Origin of the sequence: Phormidium tenue FACHB-1052 (genome assembly GCF_014696675.1) — a bacterium.
GTDB classification, from domain to species: Bacteria; Cyanobacteriota; Cyanobacteriia; order Phormidesmidales; family Phormidesmidaceae; genus Nodosilinea; species Nodosilinea tenuis_A.
In genome coordinates, this window is sequence record NZ_JACJQN010000011.1 from 1 (window position 1) to 18378 (window position 18378).

Consider the following 18378-nt stretch of genomic DNA (forward strand, 5'->3'; position numbering starts at 1 on the left):
CCAGGGGCAATCTGTGGCTGAGGTCCTGGAGGTGCTGATGCCTGCTTAGACTCGATAACTCTGCCCCGAAGTAGCCCTTCAGGCTAACCTTCCAAGTCGTGTCCTGATGCTGTTTTGGGCATCAACCTCTCCGCGCACCCTGGCGAGCGGCCCCAGCCCGTTAAACAGCGCTACGCTTAACAAGTGCCAGGTGAGAGCTGTTTACTAAAAACTACGGTCTTTAGCGCCTCATTCTCCACAAATCTTTTGATTATGTAGCGCGTTTGTCTTTTTTGAGAGACAACCCGCCCGTACATTTATTTGAATAGTCCTATTACGCCACCTGAACTTCGTTTGGGGCTGCGATTCCATCAAAAATCGCTTTGCGGATCGCCAGGGTGTTGACCTTTAAAGAGCCCCAGCAAACCGATTTTGAAATCGGGTAGTATCTAGCCTGCCCCAGCTAGATACTGCCCGACATGGCCAGAACAGAGCCTTTTTGAGCCTGATACTTGGCACCTAGCCTGAACCGAGGCAAGTATAGCCAAGACTTAAAGATTAATTTGGACGCACGTTTAGGGAATTTTACACACCGTGGATGCACCGCAGAAGCTGGCCTTTATTGTTCAATCTAACCGCTTGCAGGGGCTGATGTGGCAGGCACTCCTAAAATCCCAAAAGCTGGCCGTCATTCTAGAACCTGCCAAAGGCGACCTAGCCGACTGCATTAGCCAAATAGCCAGCGCTGGGCTGACTTTGCCCGATGTCATTGTGCTAGACGCCGAAGCTGCGGAGCTTAACCCCTACGAGTTTTGCCGGTGGTGCCGCACCACCTTCCCCACCATGCAGATTTTTCTGACCCGCTGTCGGCAGTTGCACATCACTGATACTGAGCGGCGCTGGGCCAAGCAACAGGGAGCCACCGACTTTCTCTGCGGGTTTGATCGCGACACCCTAATGAGCGGTGCCACCGACAATGTCAAACGCATCTTGACTACCCTTGACTACCCTTTTCTCAACGAGAAGACGCTACTCACGGTGCTGCTCAATATTCGTCGTCAGTTGAGTACCACCCAGTCTCCTAAAGCCCCCGCCAGCCGCCCAGAGCGCGCTCAAGCTAACGGTGCTGGACTCACCCTAGCTACTGCTAAGTCGTCTCCAGATGCGCCCGCTACCCCAGCGAGTCAGCCTGTGACCCCCGATCTGCTCAACGATGTTGATTGGGTCACGTCTGGGCTCAACGCTCTGGGCAATGGGCTGGCTCGTAAGGCTGCTAAAGAGTCGTTTACACCCCCGCCAGCGGTTAAGTCGAGTGCGCTACCCAAACCCTCGCCCACCGATAAGAAACTAGCTGATGGTAGTACTGTGCGCCGCTACCGTGGAGTGGTTTACTAGCGCCAGTAACGATGGCTGAGGCTGCGCGCAGACGGCTCAGAGAATTTTGCTCCGATCTTCAGCCTGAAGATTGCACTGACCGTTGAAGTTTGTCGTAGTCGTAACTGATGTCAACTTAAACAAACCTGGCGGAGATAGGCTCATTTCCGCCAGTTTCGTTCAGCTCATCTAATTGTCTCGACTAAGCGTCGCTCTCAGGAGAAGGGTCTGCTTTTTTAGCCGCAGACTTGGCAGTCGATTTTCGGGTTGTAGTCTTTGTCGTCTTCGAGGTTGCGGCTTTTTTCGTGCCCGTGGACGACTTGGCGGTGGTGGCTTTAGTCGTTTTCTTGGCCCCGCTGGCTTTGCTGGCCGCCGCTGTCTTGGTGGTGCGCGAGGTAGTGGTTTTGCCCTTGCCGCCCTTGCCTTTTTTGGTCGAGGCCTTGGCGTTAATCCAGCTAAGGGCTTCCTCTAGGGTGACGGCATCAACCTCGACCCCTTCGGGCACTGAGGCATTGACCTTGCCGTGCTTGACGTAGAGGCCGTAGGGGCCATTGAACACCGCCACCTGCTCATTGTCGTCGGGGTGGGCACCCAGTTCTTTGAGCGGATCGACCTTCTTGCGACCGCGTCCGGCCTTGGGCTGGGCTAGCAGCTCTAACGCCCGCTCAAGGGTGACGGTGAGCACGTCGTCGTCGCCCTTGAGGGAACGATAGTCGCGGCCCTCTTTGCCCTGATCGTGGACAATGTAGGGGCCAAAGCGGCCCTGACCAGCTTTGATAGACTTGCCCGTTTCTGGGTGGGCACCCAGGTTACGGGGAAGCTGCAGCAGCCCCACCGCCATTTCCAGGGTGACGGCCTCGATCTGAGTGCCCTTAGGCAGCGAAGCCCGCTTGGGGTTAGGGTTGTCGTCGGTGGGTTCGCCGAGCTGTACATAGGGGCCGTAGGGGCCAATGCGTAGAAAGATCGGTTCCCCAGTGTCGGGGTGCAGGCCCACTTTGTCAGGGCCTTCGACCTTCTGCTTAATGATGCGCTCGATCTGCTCGGCGTCGAGGTCGGCGGGGGGCACATCGGCGGGGATGGAGGCCTTCACCGACTCTTCGCCGGTGCCGATTTCGACGTAGGGGCCGTAGCGGCCAATGCGGATTTTGGCGTCGAGATCGTCGAGCAGCACGGTGCGGGCAGCGGTGGGGTCGATCTGGGTTTCGCGCTCCTGCACCAGGGTCTCTAGGCCCTTGTCCCCAGAGTAAAACGCCTTGAGGTACGGCAACCATTCGACTTCGCCCGTGGAAATGTCGTCGAGGGTCTGCTCCATGCGGGCGGTAAAGTGCACATCCACCAGGTCGGGGAAGTTTTGCTCTAGCAGCTCGGTCACGGCAAAGGCCGTGAAGGTGGGGATCAGGCTGTTGTTGACTAGGTTGACGTAGCCGCGATCGATGATCGTGCTGATGACGGTGGCATAGGTGCTAGGTCGGCCAATGCCTTCGCTCTCTAGGGTTTTGACCAGGGTGGCCTCGGTGTAGCGGGCGGGGGGCTGGGTTTCGTGGCCGATCGCCTCCAAATCCGTACAGTTGAGAGCGTCGCCGATGGCCAGCGTGGGCAGCAGCACCTCCTGGTCTTCGATCGCCGCATCGGGGTCGTCAGAGCCTTCTACGTAGGCTCGAAAGAAGCCGGGGAAATCAATGCGCTTGCCGGTGGCGCGGAAGAGGGCGTTTTCGACCTCAATGGAGGCGGTGATGTTGGTTTGGCGAGCCTCGGCCATCTGGCTGGCTACGGTGCGCTTCCAGATCAGGTCGTAGAGGGAGGCTTCGCGCCCCGTTAATCCCGTTTCTTTGGGGGTTCTAAAGGTGCTGCCAGCGGGGCGAATGGCCTCGTGCGCTTCCTGGGCACCCTTCGACTTGGTAGCGTACTGGCGGGGTTTGGGGCTGAGGTAGTCGGTGCCGTACTTGGTGGTAACACAGGCGCGGGCGGCGGCGATCGCCTGCTCCGACAGGTGTACCGAGTCGGTACGCATGTAGGTGATGTAGCCCTGCTCGTAGAGATTTTGGGCCACCCGCATCGTGTCGCGAGCCGAGAGCCGCAGCTTGCGGTTGGCCTCCTGCTGGAGTGTAGAGGTGGTAAAGGGGGGGTAGGGCTTACGGGTGTTGGGTCGCTCTTCCAGGTTGCTGACCGTCCACAGACCCGCTTGCAGGCGGGTTTGCAGCTCGCGGGCCTGGGGTTCGTCGAGCAGCACGACGTCACGGCCCTCGGCGACGCGACCGGTGGCTTCGTCAAAGTCGCTGCCATTGGCCAGGCGGGTGCCGCCCAGGGAGTAGAGCTTGGCCTCAAAGGCGTTCTTATCCTTCAGCAGGCTGGCCTTGAGATCCCAGTAGGAGCCTCGGCGGAAGGCGCGGCGCTCTTGCTCGCGCTTGACCACCACCTTGACGGCCACCGACTGCACCCGACCGGCGGACAAGCCGCCAGCAATTTTTTTCCACAGCAGGGGCGAGAGGGTGTAGCCCACCAGGCGGTCTAAAATGCGACGAGTTTCCTGGGCGTGAACCAGCTGACTGTCGATGTCGCGGCAGTTGTTGAGGGAGGCCTGAATCGCTTCCTGGGTAATTTCGTGGAACACCATGCGCCGGGTGGGCACCTTGGGGTTGAGCACCTGGAGCAGATGCCAGCTAATGCTTTCGCCTTCGCGGTCTTCGTCAGTGGCCAGGAGAAGCTCATCAGCGTTTTCAAGAGCGTCTTTGAGGGTTTTGACGACCTTTTTCTTGTCGCTGGGCACGATGTACAGCGGGGCGAAATCATCCTCGGGATTGACCCCGAGCTGAGCCCACTTTTCGCCCTTGACGTTGGCGGGAATCTCGCTGGCCGATCGCGGCAGGTCGCGCACGTGCCCCATAGACGCCTCAACCCGGTACCCCGATGGCAGGTAGTTGCGAATCGTTTTAGCCTTGGTGGGTGACTCGACAATGACAAGGGTTGACATAGGTCTGCTGGCGCTTCGGTGGTAATCGTTAGCAATCGCGGGCGGGCTCGGTAACCTACAGCTTTATAGCGGGTTTTGGCAAACCTTATCTATATAGTTTGCGGCGCAGGTGTAGTGGCCAGATGATCAACACTGTACTGCACACCTACCGAACTGCTGGTGTGTTTAGCCATGAAAACTTAATCATTGGAGGCTTCTAACAGGGCTTAGGGTTAAAAAAAATGCCATAAGCTACATAAATAGATCATTCCGCTGGCGATCGTCTAGCCCTGCCCAAACTGCGGCTGAGGGAAGGGGGAGAGCAAAGTTCTCTGGTCGGAGGGCTGCGATCGCGTTACCATCGGCCCAGGGCACGCCATCAATTCTCTCGCATTTGGAGTGGAATTGGGGCGACGGGTGATCGTCAACCTGAGGATGATCATTGAGTCTTAGCTCTGGTCACCGTACGGTTGACCTGGTACGGTAAAAAATAATCTTGCGGGAAAAAGAACCCATGGATCTCGTCAACCTCGGGGCACAGCTCAACGCTGGCACTATCTGGCCAGAGGCCGTTCTGGTAGTCACGATCTTGGTGATTTTGGTCGGCGATCTGATCCAGGGTCGGTCGTCCTCGGCCTGGACGCCCTATGCCGCCATGGCTGGGGGCCTGGGAGCGGTAGTCGCCCTGGTGTTGCAGTGGTCAATGGTCAACCCTATCGGCTTCATCGGAGCCTTTAACGCTGACGATTTGAGCATTGTGTTTCGCGGCATTATCGCCCTGTCTGCGGTGGTGACAGTGCCGATGGCGATTCGATACGTCGAGCAGTCGGGCACCTCTCTGGCCGAATTTCTGGTAATTTTGCTCACCGCTACCCTGGGAGGCATGTTTCTCTCGGGGGCCAGCGAGCTGGTAATGATTTTTGTTGCCCTAGAAACCCTTAGTATTTCGTCGTACCTGCTGACCGGCTATATGAAGCGCGACCCCCGCTCCAATGAGGCGGCGCTCAAGTACCTGTTGATTGGGGCGGCGAGTTCGGCAATTTTCCTCTACGGCTCGTCTCTGCTGTACGGTCTTTCTGGGGGCGAGACTCGGCTGGATGCGATCGCATCCAACATCGTCGGCGATGGCACCCAGGCCCCCATTGGCCTAGTGGTTGCCCTGGTGTTCGTGATTGCTGGTATTGCCTTCAAAATTGCCGCTGTTCCCTTCCACCAGTGGACTCCTGACGTGTACGAAGGCTCTCCAACCCCAGTGGTAGCCTTTCTGTCGGTGGGTTCTAAGACCGCTGGCTTCGCCCTCGCCATCCGTCTGCTAGTCACCGCCTTTCCCCTGGTGTCCGAGCAGTGGCATTTTGTCTTCACCGCCCTAGCCATTCTCAGCATGGTGCTGGGCAACGTGGTGGCCCTGGCGCAAACCAGCATGAAGCGCCTGCTGGCCTACTCCTCCATCGGCCAGGCCGGATTTTTGATGATCGGTCTGGTGGTAGACACCGACGCAGGTTACGCCAGCATGCTCTACTACCTGCTGGTCTACCTGTTCATGAACCTGGGCGGCTTCACCTGCGTGATCTTGTTCTCGCTGCGCACGGGCACTGACCAAATCAGTGAGTACGGTGGCCTCTACCAAAAAGACCCCCTGCTCACTCTGGGGCTTAGCATTTGCCTCCTTTCCTTAGGGGGCATTCCGCCCATGGCTGGGTTCTTTGGCAAAATCTACATTTTCTGGGCGGGTTGGCAGGCCGGTGCCTATGGTCTGGTGTTGGTTGGCTTGGTGACCAGCGTGATCTCCATTTATTACTACATCCGCGTCATCAAGATGATGGTAGTTAAAGAACCCCAGGAAATGTCTGATGCGGTGAAGAACTACCCCGCTATTCGCTGGGATCTGCCGGGTCTGCGCCCTATGCAGGTGAGTCTGATTTTGGCGGTAGTGGCCACGTCTCTGGCGGGCATTTTGTCGAATCCCTTGTTTACCATCGCTAACAACGCGGTCATTCAGACCCCCATGTTGCAAAACCATGGTGCTCAGGTAGCTGTGAGCCCGATCGCCGACACTGCGCAGAACTAAGGCGTGAAGGTCAGGGCGCAAGGGGTCAAGGATAGAGCACATCCTTGGCCCCTTGGTTTTAAAGCCTCAGGCACTCCTAGCGATCGCTTTGTCTAGACCTTGGATACCAGATTCGGACAGTAGCGCTGCCGGTTGTAAAGCCTCTGCTTTTAAAACAAGGTGAGACAGCGCTCTAGCCGGTATCTATTGCGCGCCTAATTTTGCCGAATTGGCATCAAGTTGGACTCATGGAGCTAGCTTCTGTGGGTGTTACTAAACTGAGCTGCGGCTTGGGTTTGTGCTGATCAGAATAGGCAGCGAGGGGCAGCAGCAGTCGGCTGTGGGTGCGACCATCATCAAGGATCGAAAAGCTAATTTCGCCCCCCAACTGAGCGATCAGCAGTTTGCAGATGGCTAGATGCAGCCCCGGCGGGCCGTCTAGCGTTGAGGGCGCCAGCACGTCGGCAGGATGGCTCTGATTGAGTTCTTCGAGCAGACGCGGTGGGCACTGGCCGTCGTCGGTGACCGACAGCTCGACCCAATCGAGGTTGAGCACCCGGCACCAGAGGTCAATGCGCCCGCCCACTGGAGAGCGGTTGCAGGCGGCTGTCATCACCTCGAAGAGAATCAGCTCTAGCTTGAGCATGTCGCCAGCCAGCACAACATTGCTCTCGTTGTGCACCTTAGACCAGAGCTGACGGGCTTCTAAGATTGGGTTGACCCGCTCAATTAGGCGGTTGAGCAGGCTAATTAATGGCATGGTCTGGTGCTGCGGGTTTAGCTGCCAGCGTTCGCCCACTAGAACGGTTTCGGTGTTTTCTATCACAGCGGCAAGCTGATCGTGGAGCAGCTGAAGCTCACCTGCGATCGCCGTGTCCTTAACCTGGAGCTGGGCGAGATTTTGGGTCGTCTGCCCTAGCACTCGGTAGAGATCCTCCAGGCGGTGGTGTTTGTACCAGTTGAGATTTTCGAGATCCTGGCGCTGCTGAGTCAGCATTGTCGTCATAGCCAGGTGCCGTCGCGACCAGGCGAGCTGGCTGGTGAGCAGCTTAAAGATAGTGAGGTGGTGGTTAGCCCACTGTCGGTGGGCAGGCGATACGGCGACTACCACGCCGGTAACCACATGGGATGGAGCCGTTCTCAAAGCGGTAATGAGCAGGCGGCTGCCCAACGGCGCAATAAACCAGTCGGTCGTCTCGGTGGGCAGCTCATTGACCGTCAGGGGCAGCATGCCGTCGGTCTGAAGCGCCCAATTAATTACGGCGTCGGATCCCACCGGAATCGGATGGTTGCTCTTAACGCTGACGCTGGTATCTTGGCTGACGAATTGGGTGACGGTAGCGGTGGGGCTACCGGGCTGCCAGCTCAGCAGCAGCACTGCCGACCCGTGCAGCAACTGCATGACGTGCTGGAGGGTGGTTTGCTCAAGCTGGTCGGGGTGCAGCCCTTTGTGCAGCGCCTGCAAGCCCCACTGAATCGATTCGTAGATGTGCTGTTGCTGGTCGAGCTGGCGCTGGAGCTGCCACTGGTGCAAAATCACGCCGATTTGTCGGGCTACGGCCTCAAATAGGGACTGCTCAGTCGTGGTCCACTGGCGGCTCATGGTGTCGCAGATCAGCACCATGCCCTCGGGGGCGTTGCCGGGGGCCACGTTGCCCACCAGCACCGCCTGGGCACCCAGCTCTAGCAGGGACGGTCGCCAGGCCATGAGCTTGAGATCGTGGGAGAGGTTGTCAATGCTGATGGCCGAAGGGCTGCGCTCGAGCATTTGCCAGTCGATATCATCGAGGCAGGGCCACAGCATCGGCACCCCCCGAGGTCGGCTGGCCTGGCTCTGAAAGCAGAGATCATAGCCGTTGCGATCGGGGTTAAACAGCAGTACAAAAAATTGCTGAATGCTCAGTCGGTCTTGCAGCACTTCAAAACAGGTTTGTAGGGTGTGGTGCCAATCGACATCGCCATGGATACCTTGGATAACGCCGGTGGTGAGATGCTGATCGAGCTCAGTTTGGCGCACGGTTTCTCTGGCGGTGGCGGCGGGTAGCGCCACGGTGAGCAATTGTGCCGCGCCGATTAAAAACTGCTTTTCGGGCTCTTTCCAAATGCGAGGGGTGGTGCCCTCTACTGAGACAAAGCCCATCAGATCGCCCTGGCGGCTAATGGGGGCAATCATCAGAGATTCGGCCTTGAGCTGCTGCATCAGGCGATCGGAGATGATGGTTTTGAGGGCACCCTGGCTTTCGCCCACGACCACGAGCTGCTGGTTACAAAGGGCCTGGTAGAGACCGCGCACCTCATCGACGGCAATGTGCAGCGATCGCTCGTCTTCGAGGGATGTAGGGCGGATGGCTAGCCCGGGTGTACGCTGCCAAAAGTAGTTGCCCTTAGGCTCAAACCAAAAGACGCGGGTGCGCTGGGGCGCAACAAACCGCTGGGTCTCGCGCACCACCTCCTTGAGTTGGCTATCGATATCGGGCAAGGTGCCCAGGCGGCCAATCAGAGCCAGCAGCGGTTGCTCAAGGCGCTTGGTCTGCTGCCGCTGCTGCTCAGACTCAAACTGATGCAGCGCTTCGGCCAGTTCCCCCATGACAATGGCCAGGTAGGAGCGCTCCCCCAAGGAGGCGCTCTTGCCCCACTCAGACGACGCCAGCACCAGCAGGCCAAAGCACACGTCCTGCCGTTTGATCGGAAAGATAATGGCGCTTTGCAGGGCTAGCTGTTTGGCGATTGTGCCCCATTCCCCGGCGCGGATTTCATTTTGCAGGTCGGCCACAATCAGGGGGCGCTGCTGCACCACCACTTGCTCCATCACATCCCCTGGGGTGAGGTTAATCATGGTGCGAATCAATCGCACCTGCTGGGGACTGTGGCAACCCTTGGTGACCAGGCGGTGGTTGATGCGATCGTACAGACCGACCCAGGCCACTTCAAAGTCCATCTCCTGGCGCACATGGTCGAGGGCCAGGGTCACCGCTTCTTCGGCGGTGGTGCTGCCCCGTAGCGTCTTGAGAATGCGCGACAGGGCCATAATTTGATGGTCATGCCGGTCAGAAGAAGAATCGTGGGGTTGGGATTGCGCCATGGGCGTCAACAATCTCCTCGGTTGCAGGAAAGGGGGTTTGAAACAGATATCTGGCCCACCAGGCCGATCCCTAGATGCCAGGGAGCTAACCGAGTCGCCGGGCTATCCCTCGGCCAGGATACTGGCTAGAGCCACAACCTGCCGAGTGCAGTGACTTGATCTCTGTAGACTCCACCCAGATCTGCCAATTAGCCCTAGCAGCCATCCAGGGCTGCTTTAATAGGGAAAGCCAACCACAGACGACGCGGTGCTGCTAACCCAAAGACCGTTGACCATGTGCTCCTGGCGTGCTCCGTGATGCGCAGGCTATGGGCATCACCAGATCTCACCCCTAGCCAGAATATTAGTCTACCCGCTCTCTATTTGCATACACCACTGCCGTTTGTGAAAGATCCCTACCGTCAGCTTGTGCGTCCCCTGTTGTTTCACGGAGTGACGCTCGACCCAGAGTTTCTGCACCACCGCACCATGAATTTGCTGGCCTGGTTGGGACAGCCTGACCAGGGAGCGATCGCCGCCCAGACTGTGCCCTGGCTACAGCAGCAGTTTTGCCTCACTGATCCGCGCCTGGTCCAAACCTGCTGGGGCCTAGACTTTGCCAATCCCTTGGGTCTGGCGGCGGGCTTCGATAAAGATGGTTTAGCGGCGCGAGCCTGGCCCCAGCTCGGCTTTGGCTTTGCCGAACTGGGCACCGTCACCCGCCATGCCCAGCCGGGCAATCCCCAGCCGCGCCTGTTTCGTCTAGTAAAGGATGAGGCCGTGCTCAACCGCATGGGCTTTAACAACCACGGAGCAGCGGCCCTGGCCGATCGTCTCGCATCCTACTGGAATACCCAGCGACCGACAATCCCCATCGGCATCAACCTGGGTAAGTCGAAGGTGACTGAGCTAGCCGATGCTGCTGAAGACTATCGGTTTAGCTTTCGGCAGCTCTACCCCTACGGCGACTATTTTGTGGTGAATGTGTCGTCGCCGAATACGCCAGGGCTGAGGTCGCTCCAGGCCGCTGACCAGCTCGGCCCCATTTTGGCGGCGCTACAGGAGGAAAACAGCGATCGCAAACCGCTGCTCGTCAAAATTGCCCCCGACCTGGCCTGGCCCGATATTGACGCTGTGATCGAGCTGGCCCAAGCCTACGGACTGGCGGGCATTATCGCCACCAACACCACGATCGCGAAGGAGAGTCTCAAGACCAAGACCCTGCTACAGACTGGCAACGCCGTCGTAGACGAGGCGGGGGGGATTAGCGGTGCGCCGCTAAGGTCGCGATCGACTGAAGTGATTCGCTATATCTACCAGCGCACTGGGGGCACCCTGCCGATTGTGGGTGTAGGAGGTATTTTTACCGCCGCCGATGCCTGGGAGAAAATTATTGCGGGGGCGACGCTGCTCCAGGTTTACACCGGCTGGATCTATGAAGGTCCCTGGATGGTGCGGCGGGTCTTGGCAGGACTGCTGGCCAAACTAGAGGAGCATCAGCTACCTAGCATTACCGATGCCGTGGGGCTGAGCCACAAGTCTTAGAGCTTAAGCTAGCCATGCCAACAAAGGAGGCAGAGTCTGTTGCGGACACGCCCCTATCTTCACACTTAGATTTGAGTAATATGTTCTGCCATACTTTAGGTCTCAGCTTCTTTATCTAGCGCAACAGGCTCAAACTGAACCTTATTGTAGATATCGCGCAGAGAGGTTTCAAGCCCCAGGGATGCGAAGCTGAGTATGGCATCTAAGCCGTCGTATTCTTGCAGCATCCACTGTTTTGAGCCGATTTTGACGTAGTGCTCCACATGGGCAGAGTACTGATCGACCAGGACATATTCTTGGAAGGTCGAAATGGTGCGATAGGCGGCAAACTTGTCGCCCCGGTCATAGTTGCGGGTTGATGCCGATAGAACTTCGATGATGAGCGTTGGGTTGGTGATGGTGTCGCGTCGGCCCGTTTGATAGGCCAGCTCTCCTGCGATCGCCATTACATCTGGATAGGTATAAATCCTGGCTTGGGGAATCCACAGGCGTTGATCGGCAACGAAAACTTCTAGATCCTGACCCTGTAAACCCATGGTTAGCACCGTGCAAAGATTGCGGATGATGCGATTGTGATTAGGCGTACCGCCAGTCATGGGCACGATCTCTCCATTGATGTACTCATGGCGAAACTCAGCGGCTACTTCTAGGGTGAGGTATTCCTCAGGGGAGTAGGTGGGGGAGACCTGGGGTTGGGCAATCATAGGACTTCTCTAAGCAGGTGCAAAATGCCTCAATCAAACTGGCAATAGCTACTTTCCTCATGCTAAGCCATTGCCCATAGATGCCCTGATCTCTACAGCTTGCCCTGGCTCTTGATGCGCAGATAGCTCTCCACCAGCGGGTCGGAAATTTGGTGAGCTGGGGCATCGAGCACCAAAACACCGCGCCGTTTCAGGCGAGCAAAGGCGGCCTCGCGTTGGCTGAGCAAATCCAGCGCAACAGCCCGCTGGTATGCGGCATCGACCTCGGCGGTGGACTGGTGGGCCTGGCGATCGATCGCCGGATCCCGCAACGTAATGCAGAAGGGCAGGTGGCGAGGGCGCAGGCGAGCCAGGGCCGAGAGCAGTTCGGCGCTGGCGGTTTCATCCACAATGTCGGTGATCAGCACAACCAGGGAGCGACGGTGCTGCTGCTGGGCGGCGTGGGTGGCAGCGGCCAGATAGTCAGATTCTTCGAGGACGGGCTGAATGGGGGTGAGGCGATCGATCATCTGCTGAAAGTTGGCCCGCCCGCCCTTGGGGGGAATCCAGGTATGGAGGGTGCGATCGAACACGCCCAAACCGACGCGATCGCCCCGACTCACCCCCGCCAACGCCAGCGACAGTGCCGCATTCATGCCCCAGTCGAAGCGGTTGAGCCCTTGCACCTGGGCGGTCATCAAGCGACCGCGATCTAAAAGAATCAGTAACGTTTGCTCCCGCTCTGGCTCTAACACCCGCACTAGGGGCTGGCTGAGACGGGCAGTGGCCTTCCAGTCGATAAAGCGGAGGTCGTCGCCCGTGCCGTATTCGCGCAGCTCGGTAAATTCGGTGCCCACGCCCATGCGCCGCTTTTGCTTCAGGGTGCCGGTGGCTTGCAGGGCGAGTTTGACGGAGAGCTGGTTAAGGCCAATCAGATCGGGATAAACCGCCACGGTTTCGGCGGCGGGTATCTGCCAGTCAGCCCAGGCCAGTCCTAGGGGGCTGCGCTGCTGGATCTGGAGGTCGCCCCAGGGATATTCGCCCCGCTGCTTGGGGTTGACGGTAAAGGTGAGGGTTTCAGCTTCCTTGCCGCTGAGGGAAATCTCTAGGGGCATGGGGGTGCCGTCGAAGGCGGTGGGATAGTTGTCGAACAGGCGCAGGCGTACCGGGGTAGAGGATTCCCCATGCAGTGAAATCGGATTGTCGCGTCCGATCGATAGGCGATGTAGCGGATCCCGCTTGATTGTGGCGCGACGGGCTTTAACTCGCAACCCATCCCAAAACATCATGGCTAGGACTGCGCCATCGAACAGCAGCAGGGCTAAAAGGGCAATGGTGAGCCGATTGGGGGTGTCGAAAAAGTTGGTCAGCAGGGTGATGACGAGCCCGCCCCCTAACAACAGTCCATAGGTTTGCCCGGTGGGGATAATCGCCATTAGCGCGGCACCGCCACGCTGTCGAGCACGCCCTGGATGACACGATCGCAGGTCAACCCATCCAATTGGGCCTCGGCCCCCAGGATCAATCGATGGCGCAGCAAGGGCATGGCCACAGCCTTCACATTGTCGGGAGTGACAAATTCTTGCCCATTGATCCAGGCGTGGGCTTTGCTGGCGGCTAGCCACTGCACAGTGGAGCGGGGAGAGGTGCCTAGCTCCAGATCAGCATGCTGGCGGGTTTTGTGGGCCAGGGCCAGCAGGTAGTCGAGAATGTTTTCCTGCACAGGTACGGCTTTGACGGCCTGGCGGGCGGCAAGAATGTGGTTGGCGGCGGCGATCGGTTTGAGCTGGCCAACATCCAGTCGTTTGGCCTCAAACCCGGCCTGGGCATTGAGCAGCATTTGCTTTTCTGCTGCCGGGGCGGGGTAGCCGACCACGAGCTTAAAGAGAAAGCGATCGAGCTGGGCTTCCGGTAGGGGATAGGTGCCCTCAAACTCCAGCGGATTCTGGGTGGCCACAACCCAAAACAGGTCGGGTAAAGGATGGCTGGTGCCATCCAGCGTCACCTGCTGTTCTTCCATGGCTTCGAGCAGGGCCGACTGGGTTTTGGGCGGGGTGCGGTTGATTTCATCCGCTAAAAGGACTTGCGTGAAAACTGGGCCTTTCTTGAGGGTGAAGGTGCGGCTGGTGAGGTCAAAGACGTTGGTGCCGGAGATATCCGACGGCAAAATGTCGGGGGTGAGCTGAATGCGGCCAAAGTCGGCCTGGATCAACCGCGACAGGGCGCGCACCATCAGGGTTTTGCCGGTGCCGGGCACTCCTTCAAGAATCACGTGGCCCCCGGCCAGCAGGGCCACCAGCAGCTCTTGCACTAGGGGTTCTTGGCCCACCACCACGCCGCTGAGGGTTTTGCCGATGCGGGCGATCGCCGCCTGTAGGTCATTCTGTCGATCAGTTTGGCGCTCGGTCATGGCCCGCTGCTGTCTCCTGTGGTGTTGCCGGAGTGATGAAGGGATTGTAGCTGCTTAAGCCAGTCGCGCAGCGGGCGATCGCCCTTGAGAATGGGGGGATTCAGAATCGCCACCAAGTCGGTGGTGGGCAGGTTCGTCTGCGCATTCCAAGCCGCTTGCAGTTGTTCTACCGGTAGCAGTGTATTGCCCAGTCCCAGCGATTTTTGCAGGCGAATGCGCTCGGCCTGGCTTAGGGTCTGCACCACAAAGTCGTGGCTGCCCGCCTTGTGCAGCACCCCAGCCAGAGCCTGAATGTAGGCTCGACTGTTGTCTACCGGGGCAGCTAGTAGAGTTCGCCGCTGACCCAGCCTGCGGTTGAAGGCCAGCAGTGCCAGCAGCGTTACCGCCAGGGCTTGAAGCACCACAATGGCCAGGGGTGTGCGAGCCAGGTAGTTGAGCCAGCTAGCGTCGTCGCCGCCGACCTCTGTGGCGATCGCCTCCTCATCTCGGTAGCCATGCAGATACTCATCAACCCATACCCGCCCGCCTGCGCTGGTCACCAGCTCCGTCACCAGGGCAAAATTTCCCGGCTGGTTGACGTAGGCGTTGGCGGCTAGGTGGGGCGTGGCCACCATCGTCACCTGGCCCGACCCAAAAGCCTGCTGCCAGACCACCGCCCCATACTCGTCTTCGAGGGCAACGCCCAGCTTTGGCCCCTGGCTGTAGCGGCGGCGAGTGTCGATTTTGACCTGGCCGACTTCGCTGGTCAGGGTTTGGGAAAATGGGGCGGCTGTCGCCGGAAACTTAACGCCCAGCACTACTAGCCGATGACCGGCCTCTATCCAGTCGGGCATCCAGGGTAGCAGGGCCGATAGACCTGACTCGTCAATAAATCCCGGCAGTACGGCTACCAGGGTTTCGGGAATGGCCGTCCGGTTTTGAATTAGGGTGACGGTGGCCTCCTCAGCCTTTCCGAGCTGCTCGATCAAATCCTCCACCGGGCGCTGCCAGCGCTGTACGGTGACGCCCTGCTGCTCTAGGGAGTCGTACCAGGCGCTATAGCCTGCCGGGCCTCGGTGCCAGGTCGAGCCACTATCTGAACGGCTGGTGGCGGGAGCGCTGACGAGCATCAGCCCCAGCAGCAGCGCCAGGGCCAGCAATGCCAAAATTAACCTGCGGCGGTTGAGGGGGAGCGATCGCGTCACGGCTGGGCGATCTCCTGGTAGGCGCGGCGGCAGCGCTGGTAGGTTTCCTCCGTCGCCAGGGCCTTGCCGTAGGTGATGCGCTCGTGGGTGCGAATCAGCAGTTCGTAGGGGCGGCTGGGGTCAGCAGCGATGCAGTCGAGGTATTCGCCATCGGTGCGGCTGGCGCGGTAGAGCACCCGCTCGGTCTCGTTGAGTCGCGCTAAACCCGCCATATAGAGCGCTTGGCAGGCTCCAGCGTAGTCGCCTTGCTGGGCAAGCCGCTGGGCCTCACGCCACCAGTGGGCCGCCTGCTTGAGGGCGGCTGCGGTGGGGGGCGACAACTGGGTCGCGCCTGACTTCACCCGCCGCTGACGATAGTCGAGATAAGCCAGAATGGCGCGGTAGAGCAGCCAGCCCGTCCAGAGGGCCAGGGCGGCGATCGCCAACCAAAATAGCCCCTCAGCCAATGGGCCGAGCCAACCCCAATTGGGCACATCGGGTTGGTCAATATCGACCTGAGAAAACTGGTACTCAAACCATTCCCCCACGTTCTGCGCCCCCTGGCGAATTTGCCAGGCGAGCGAGTTAGTGCGGTGGGTCAGGTCGGCCATTTCAGGGGAGGAGTCAAAGCTGGCCCCATTATGGCTCAGGAGTTAAGGCGAAGCATCGGCTGGTTCAATATTTAGAGCGCAGCTACCCCGCTAGTGCAAAACACGCTATTGGGTGAATCGGCCTGACTTGCCACTGTGCTGATGGCTGTAAACTCTGCCGTTGTCAGCAGGGTTTCGACTTGGGCGACCTCGTAGGCGGTAAATCCGTGCTGGGTTAGCCCCTGATTTTCTAAGTAGGCCTTTGACGCATAGCCAATCACCAAGCGCCCACCGGGCTTGAGTACGCGCCGGCATTCGGCCAGCACCTGGGGCGCGTTGGCCCAAAAATACAGGGTGTTGACGGTGCAAACCTGGCTGAACTGCTGATCGGCAAACGGTAATGCCTCGGCACTGGCTTGGTGAAGTTCGACCGTGCTTTGGTTAATCAGGGTTTGAAAGCGCCGCTCACAGATCTGGATAGCGTCAGGCGATCGCTCTACCCCCACTACCTGAGACGGTTTGCCTGTCGCCACCAGTTTGTGTATCAGGTCGCCGCCGCCAAACCCAATTTCGAGAATGCGATCGCCCGGCTGAAGCTGTAAAGCCTCTAGAACTAAATCGTTGAGAGCAGCATTGCGGCGATTGAGAAACTTCAGCAAGAGCCGCCCAAACCAACCCGAGGGATCGCCCAACTGCCGGGCCAAGAACGGCTTGAAGGAATTAATTCCCATAGTTTTGCTCCAGATAGAGGCGTGAAATGGTTCTGTCGCCAGTCGTTAGATCTTCGATTAAAACAACACCGGTAAAGACTTAACGCCATGGACTTCGACAGAGGGAATGAACTCCAGTTCTCTGTTAGGCACAATGCGGAGATTGGGCAGCCGTTCTAACACAGCGCTTAAAACAATTTTGGCCTCCAATCTAGCCAACGGCGCACCCAAACAAAAATGAATGCCATTGCCAAAGGCCAGGTGAGGATTGGGATCGCGATCGATGACAAACGCGTCGGCGTGATCAAACTGGGCCTCGTCTCGATTAGCCGCACCTATCCAGACGGTAACCATTTTCCCGGCTGGAATGGTCTGCCCATTGAGCTGAGTTTCAACTTGAGTGAACCGCGCCATAGCCTGTACTGGCGATCGATAGCGCAAGACTTCTTCGATCGCCAATGGCAGCAGTTGAGGATCTTGTTTGAGCTGTGTGAAAGCCTCTGGATAGTCGTTAAAGCAGAGCATGGCATTGCCCAATAGATTGGTCGTGGTCTCGTTGCCGCCCACAAGCAGCACGATGCAAAAGTCTACGAGTTCTTGGGCTGAGAGGGTCTCGCCCGCTTCGTGGACGGCAATTAAATTGCTGATCAAATCTTGGCCTGGATGTTTGCGGCGTTCGGCTAGCAGATGCCGAAAGTAGTCGGCCATAGCTGTTAATGCAGCCCCGTCGTAAACCACAATGCCGTCTGACCAACGTTTGAAATCGCCGCGATCGCTCACCGGTACGCCCAAAATTTCAGCAATCACAATCACCGGCAGCGGAATTGCTAGATTGTGCATAAAATCCATCTCACCTTGATGCTGAACCCCGTCAAGCAACTTATGAGTAATTTGCTTGATCTGGGGAGCTAGGGACTCTACCCGTCGGGTGGTGAAAACTTGGGCTACGAGCGATCGCAGCGTTCTATGCTTCGGTGGGTCAGTAAAATTTAGGCTTTCAGTAAAATCGGTTTGTTCTGGCGGTTGCGGAATTTTGGATGAAAATATTTTCCAGTCAGAAAATACTTGCTTGACATCGTCGTAGCGAAACACCATGCAGCTTTGGTGCTCTGGATCGTAAAAGACCGGCCTGTCGCGTCGCATCTCGGCATACCATGCAAACGGATTGCGAAAAAGTTCAGAATTTTGCACAATACATCTCCTAATATCTAAAAATCTGCAAGGCAAAGCGGGCCAGCTAAAGGTGGCTGAAGCGCTCAGCGCTTTTGAGGCAACTTGTCGGGTTGATGCTTAAAAACTAAGAGGCAGAAAACCAGCTGATGCCGGTAGTTATGGCAACGGCTGTTGCAGCGCCATACAGCGTGATGCCAATGAGTGAAAAGACTAAAAGTTGCCGGGGTAAAATGCCAGTAAGCGGACCAACAATGGCTACTGTCCAACTTCCTAAAAGCGGAGTCATGGGGATGAGAAACCAGACACCGTAGCGCTTAAAAGCCTGTCTAACGCGCTGCCCACCGCGTTTCTCAAGGCGCAGTAGCCAAGCGCGCGGTTGAGGAATCTGCATAAGGCGATCGTAGCCCCACAGCATCAGTGGAATGGGCAAAAAATTGCCCAGCACTCCCCAAAATACTGCTGAAACCGCGTCTAACCCCAGGGCCATGCCCGCCGCTACGGCTGCATAAACCTCGGCGTAGGGAAAGAACCCCACTGACCAGGTCGTCAGCGCTTTAGTGATGTACTCTGCTATCGACATGGTGGTGATTTGAGCTGGGATGGTAAGAGGTCGGATCTCTAGGACTGACAAAAACGGCAGGTTTGCTCCTCGGCAGGTTGCGGTAGGCATTGTAGTGCCCTGTCTTTACCGAA

General features: G+C 58.0%; 13 protein-coding genes. 3 read left to right on the forward strand and 10 right to left on the reverse strand.

All coding sequences use genetic code 11. The annotated features are described in order from the left end of the window. The first annotated feature begins 573 nt into the window (after window positions 1–573). Window positions 574–1374 (forward strand): PleD family two-component system response regulator, encoded by an 801-nt coding sequence (locus tag H6G07_RS15325; RefSeq protein ID WP_073609173.1) that lies wholly within the window; start codon window positions 574–576, stop codon window positions 1372–1374. Window positions 1375–1555: 181 nt separating this feature from the next. Here the strand turns inward: H6G07_RS15325 and topA are convergent, their stop codons facing one another. Beyond that, on the reverse strand, window positions 1556–4324 hold the full coding sequence (gene topA, locus H6G07_RS15330) for a type I DNA topoisomerase (RefSeq protein ID WP_073609172.1): 2769 nt from the start codon (window positions 4322–4324) through the stop codon (window positions 1556–1558). Window positions 4325–4817: 493 nt separating this feature from the next. Here topA and H6G07_RS15335 point away from each other — a divergent pair, with 493 nt between their 5' ends. Beyond that, the gene (locus H6G07_RS15335) at window positions 4818–6371 is read left to right on the forward strand and encodes an NAD(P)H-quinone oxidoreductase subunit N (protein WP_073609171.1); all 1554 of its coding nucleotides are present in this window, start codon (window positions 4818–4820) and stop codon (window positions 6369–6371) included. A 214-nt stretch (window positions 6372–6585) separates the two neighbouring features. On the opposite strand, the gene H6G07_RS15340 is transcribed toward H6G07_RS15335, so the two are convergent. Then, window positions 6586–9432, reverse strand: coding sequence for a GAF domain-containing protein (locus tag H6G07_RS15340; RefSeq protein WP_073609170.1), 2847 nt, complete (start codon window positions 9430–9432; stop codon window positions 6586–6588). Between the two features lie 384 nt (window positions 9433–9816). Here H6G07_RS15340 and H6G07_RS15345 point away from each other — a divergent pair, with 384 nt between their 5' ends. Further along, window positions 9817–10956 (forward strand): quinone-dependent dihydroorotate dehydrogenase, encoded by a 1140-nt coding sequence (locus tag H6G07_RS15345; protein WP_073609169.1) that lies wholly within the window; start codon window positions 9817–9819, stop codon window positions 10954–10956. 95 nt (window positions 10957–11051) lie between these two features. On the opposite strand, the gene H6G07_RS15350 is transcribed toward H6G07_RS15345, so the two are convergent. The 8 genes from H6G07_RS15350 to H6G07_RS15385 form a co-directional block, all read right to left on the reverse strand. Next, window positions 11052–11660 (reverse strand): Uma2 family endonuclease, encoded by a 609-nt coding sequence (locus H6G07_RS15350; RefSeq protein ID WP_073609168.1) that lies wholly within the window; start codon window positions 11658–11660, stop codon window positions 11052–11054. A 92-nt stretch (window positions 11661–11752) separates the two neighbouring features. Continuing rightward, complete coding sequence (locus H6G07_RS15355; protein ID WP_171973032.1) at window positions 11753–13075, reverse strand: DUF58 domain-containing protein; 1323 nt, start codon at window positions 13073–13075, stop codon at window positions 11753–11755. After that, window positions 13075–14049, reverse strand: a complete 975-nt coding sequence (locus H6G07_RS15360; protein WP_073609167.1) for an AAA family ATPase — start codon at window positions 14047–14049, stop codon at window positions 13075–13077. Before H6G07_RS15360 ends, H6G07_RS15355 begins: the two co-directional genes overlap by 1 nt. After that, the gene (locus H6G07_RS15365) at window positions 14046–15233 is read right to left on the reverse strand and encodes a DUF4350 domain-containing protein (protein WP_073609166.1); all 1188 of its coding nucleotides are present in this window, start codon (window positions 15231–15233) and stop codon (window positions 14046–14048) included. The genes H6G07_RS15360 and H6G07_RS15365 overlap by 4 nt, the downstream gene beginning before the upstream one ends. Then, the gene (locus tag H6G07_RS15370) at window positions 15230–15823 is read right to left on the reverse strand and encodes a DUF4129 domain-containing protein (RefSeq protein ID WP_073609165.1); all 594 of its coding nucleotides are present in this window, start codon (window positions 15821–15823) and stop codon (window positions 15230–15232) included. The genes H6G07_RS15365 and H6G07_RS15370 overlap by 4 nt, the downstream gene beginning before the upstream one ends. Window positions 15824–15894: 71 nt before the next feature. Then, on the reverse strand, window positions 15895–16533 hold the full coding sequence (locus tag H6G07_RS15375; RefSeq protein WP_073609164.1) for a class I SAM-dependent methyltransferase: 639 nt from the start codon (window positions 16531–16533) through the stop codon (window positions 15895–15897). Between the two features lie 57 nt (window positions 16534–16590). Next, window positions 16591–17655, reverse strand: a complete 1065-nt coding sequence (locus tag H6G07_RS15380; RefSeq protein ID WP_073609163.1) for a cytochrome P450 — start codon at window positions 17653–17655, stop codon at window positions 16591–16593. A 154-nt stretch (window positions 17656–17809) separates the two neighbouring features. Next, complete coding sequence (locus H6G07_RS15385; protein WP_084173238.1) at window positions 17810–18355, reverse strand: small multi-drug export protein; 546 nt, start codon at window positions 18353–18355, stop codon at window positions 17810–17812. Between the last annotated feature and the right edge of the window lie 23 nt (window positions 18356–18378).

What these genes read in the sequence shown, in the direction of transcription:
- H6G07_RS15355 (WP_171973032.1), bottom strand. Translation starts at nt 13,075, where the DNA reads ATGGCGATTATCCCCACCGGGCAAACCTATGGACTGTTGTTAGGGGGC.
- H6G07_RS15375 (WP_073609164.1), bottom strand. Translation starts at nt 16,533, where the DNA reads ATGGGAATTAATTCCTTCAAGCCGTTCTTGGCCCGGCAGTTGGGCGAT.
- H6G07_RS15360 (WP_073609167.1), bottom strand. Translation starts at nt 14,049, where the DNA reads ATGACCGAGCGCCAAACTGATCGACAGAATGACCTACAGGCGGCGATC.
- topA (WP_073609172.1), bottom strand. Translation starts at nt 4,324, where the DNA reads ATGTCAACCCTTGTCATTGTCGAGTCACCCACCAAGGCTAAAACGATT.
- H6G07_RS15350 (WP_073609168.1), bottom strand. Translation starts at nt 11,660, where the DNA reads ATGATTGCCCAACCCCAGGTCTCCCCCACCTACTCCCCTGAGGAATAC.
- H6G07_RS15340 (WP_073609170.1), bottom strand. Translation starts at nt 9,432, where the DNA reads ATGGCGCAATCCCAACCCCACGATTCTTCTTCTGACCGGCATGACCAT.
- H6G07_RS15370 (WP_073609165.1), bottom strand. Translation starts at nt 15,823, where the DNA reads ATGGCCGACCTGACCCACCGCACTAACTCGCTCGCCTGGCAAATTCGC.
- H6G07_RS15335 (WP_073609171.1), top strand. Translation starts at nt 4,818, where the DNA reads ATGGATCTCGTCAACCTCGGGGCACAGCTCAACGCTGGCACTATCTGG.
- H6G07_RS15385 (WP_084173238.1), bottom strand. Translation starts at nt 18,355, where the DNA reads ATGCCTACCGCAACCTGCCGAGGAGCAAACCTGCCGTTTTTGTCAGTC.
- H6G07_RS15380 (WP_073609163.1), bottom strand. Translation starts at nt 17,655, where the DNA reads ATGCGACGCGACAGGCCGGTCTTTTACGATCCAGAGCACCAAAGCTGC.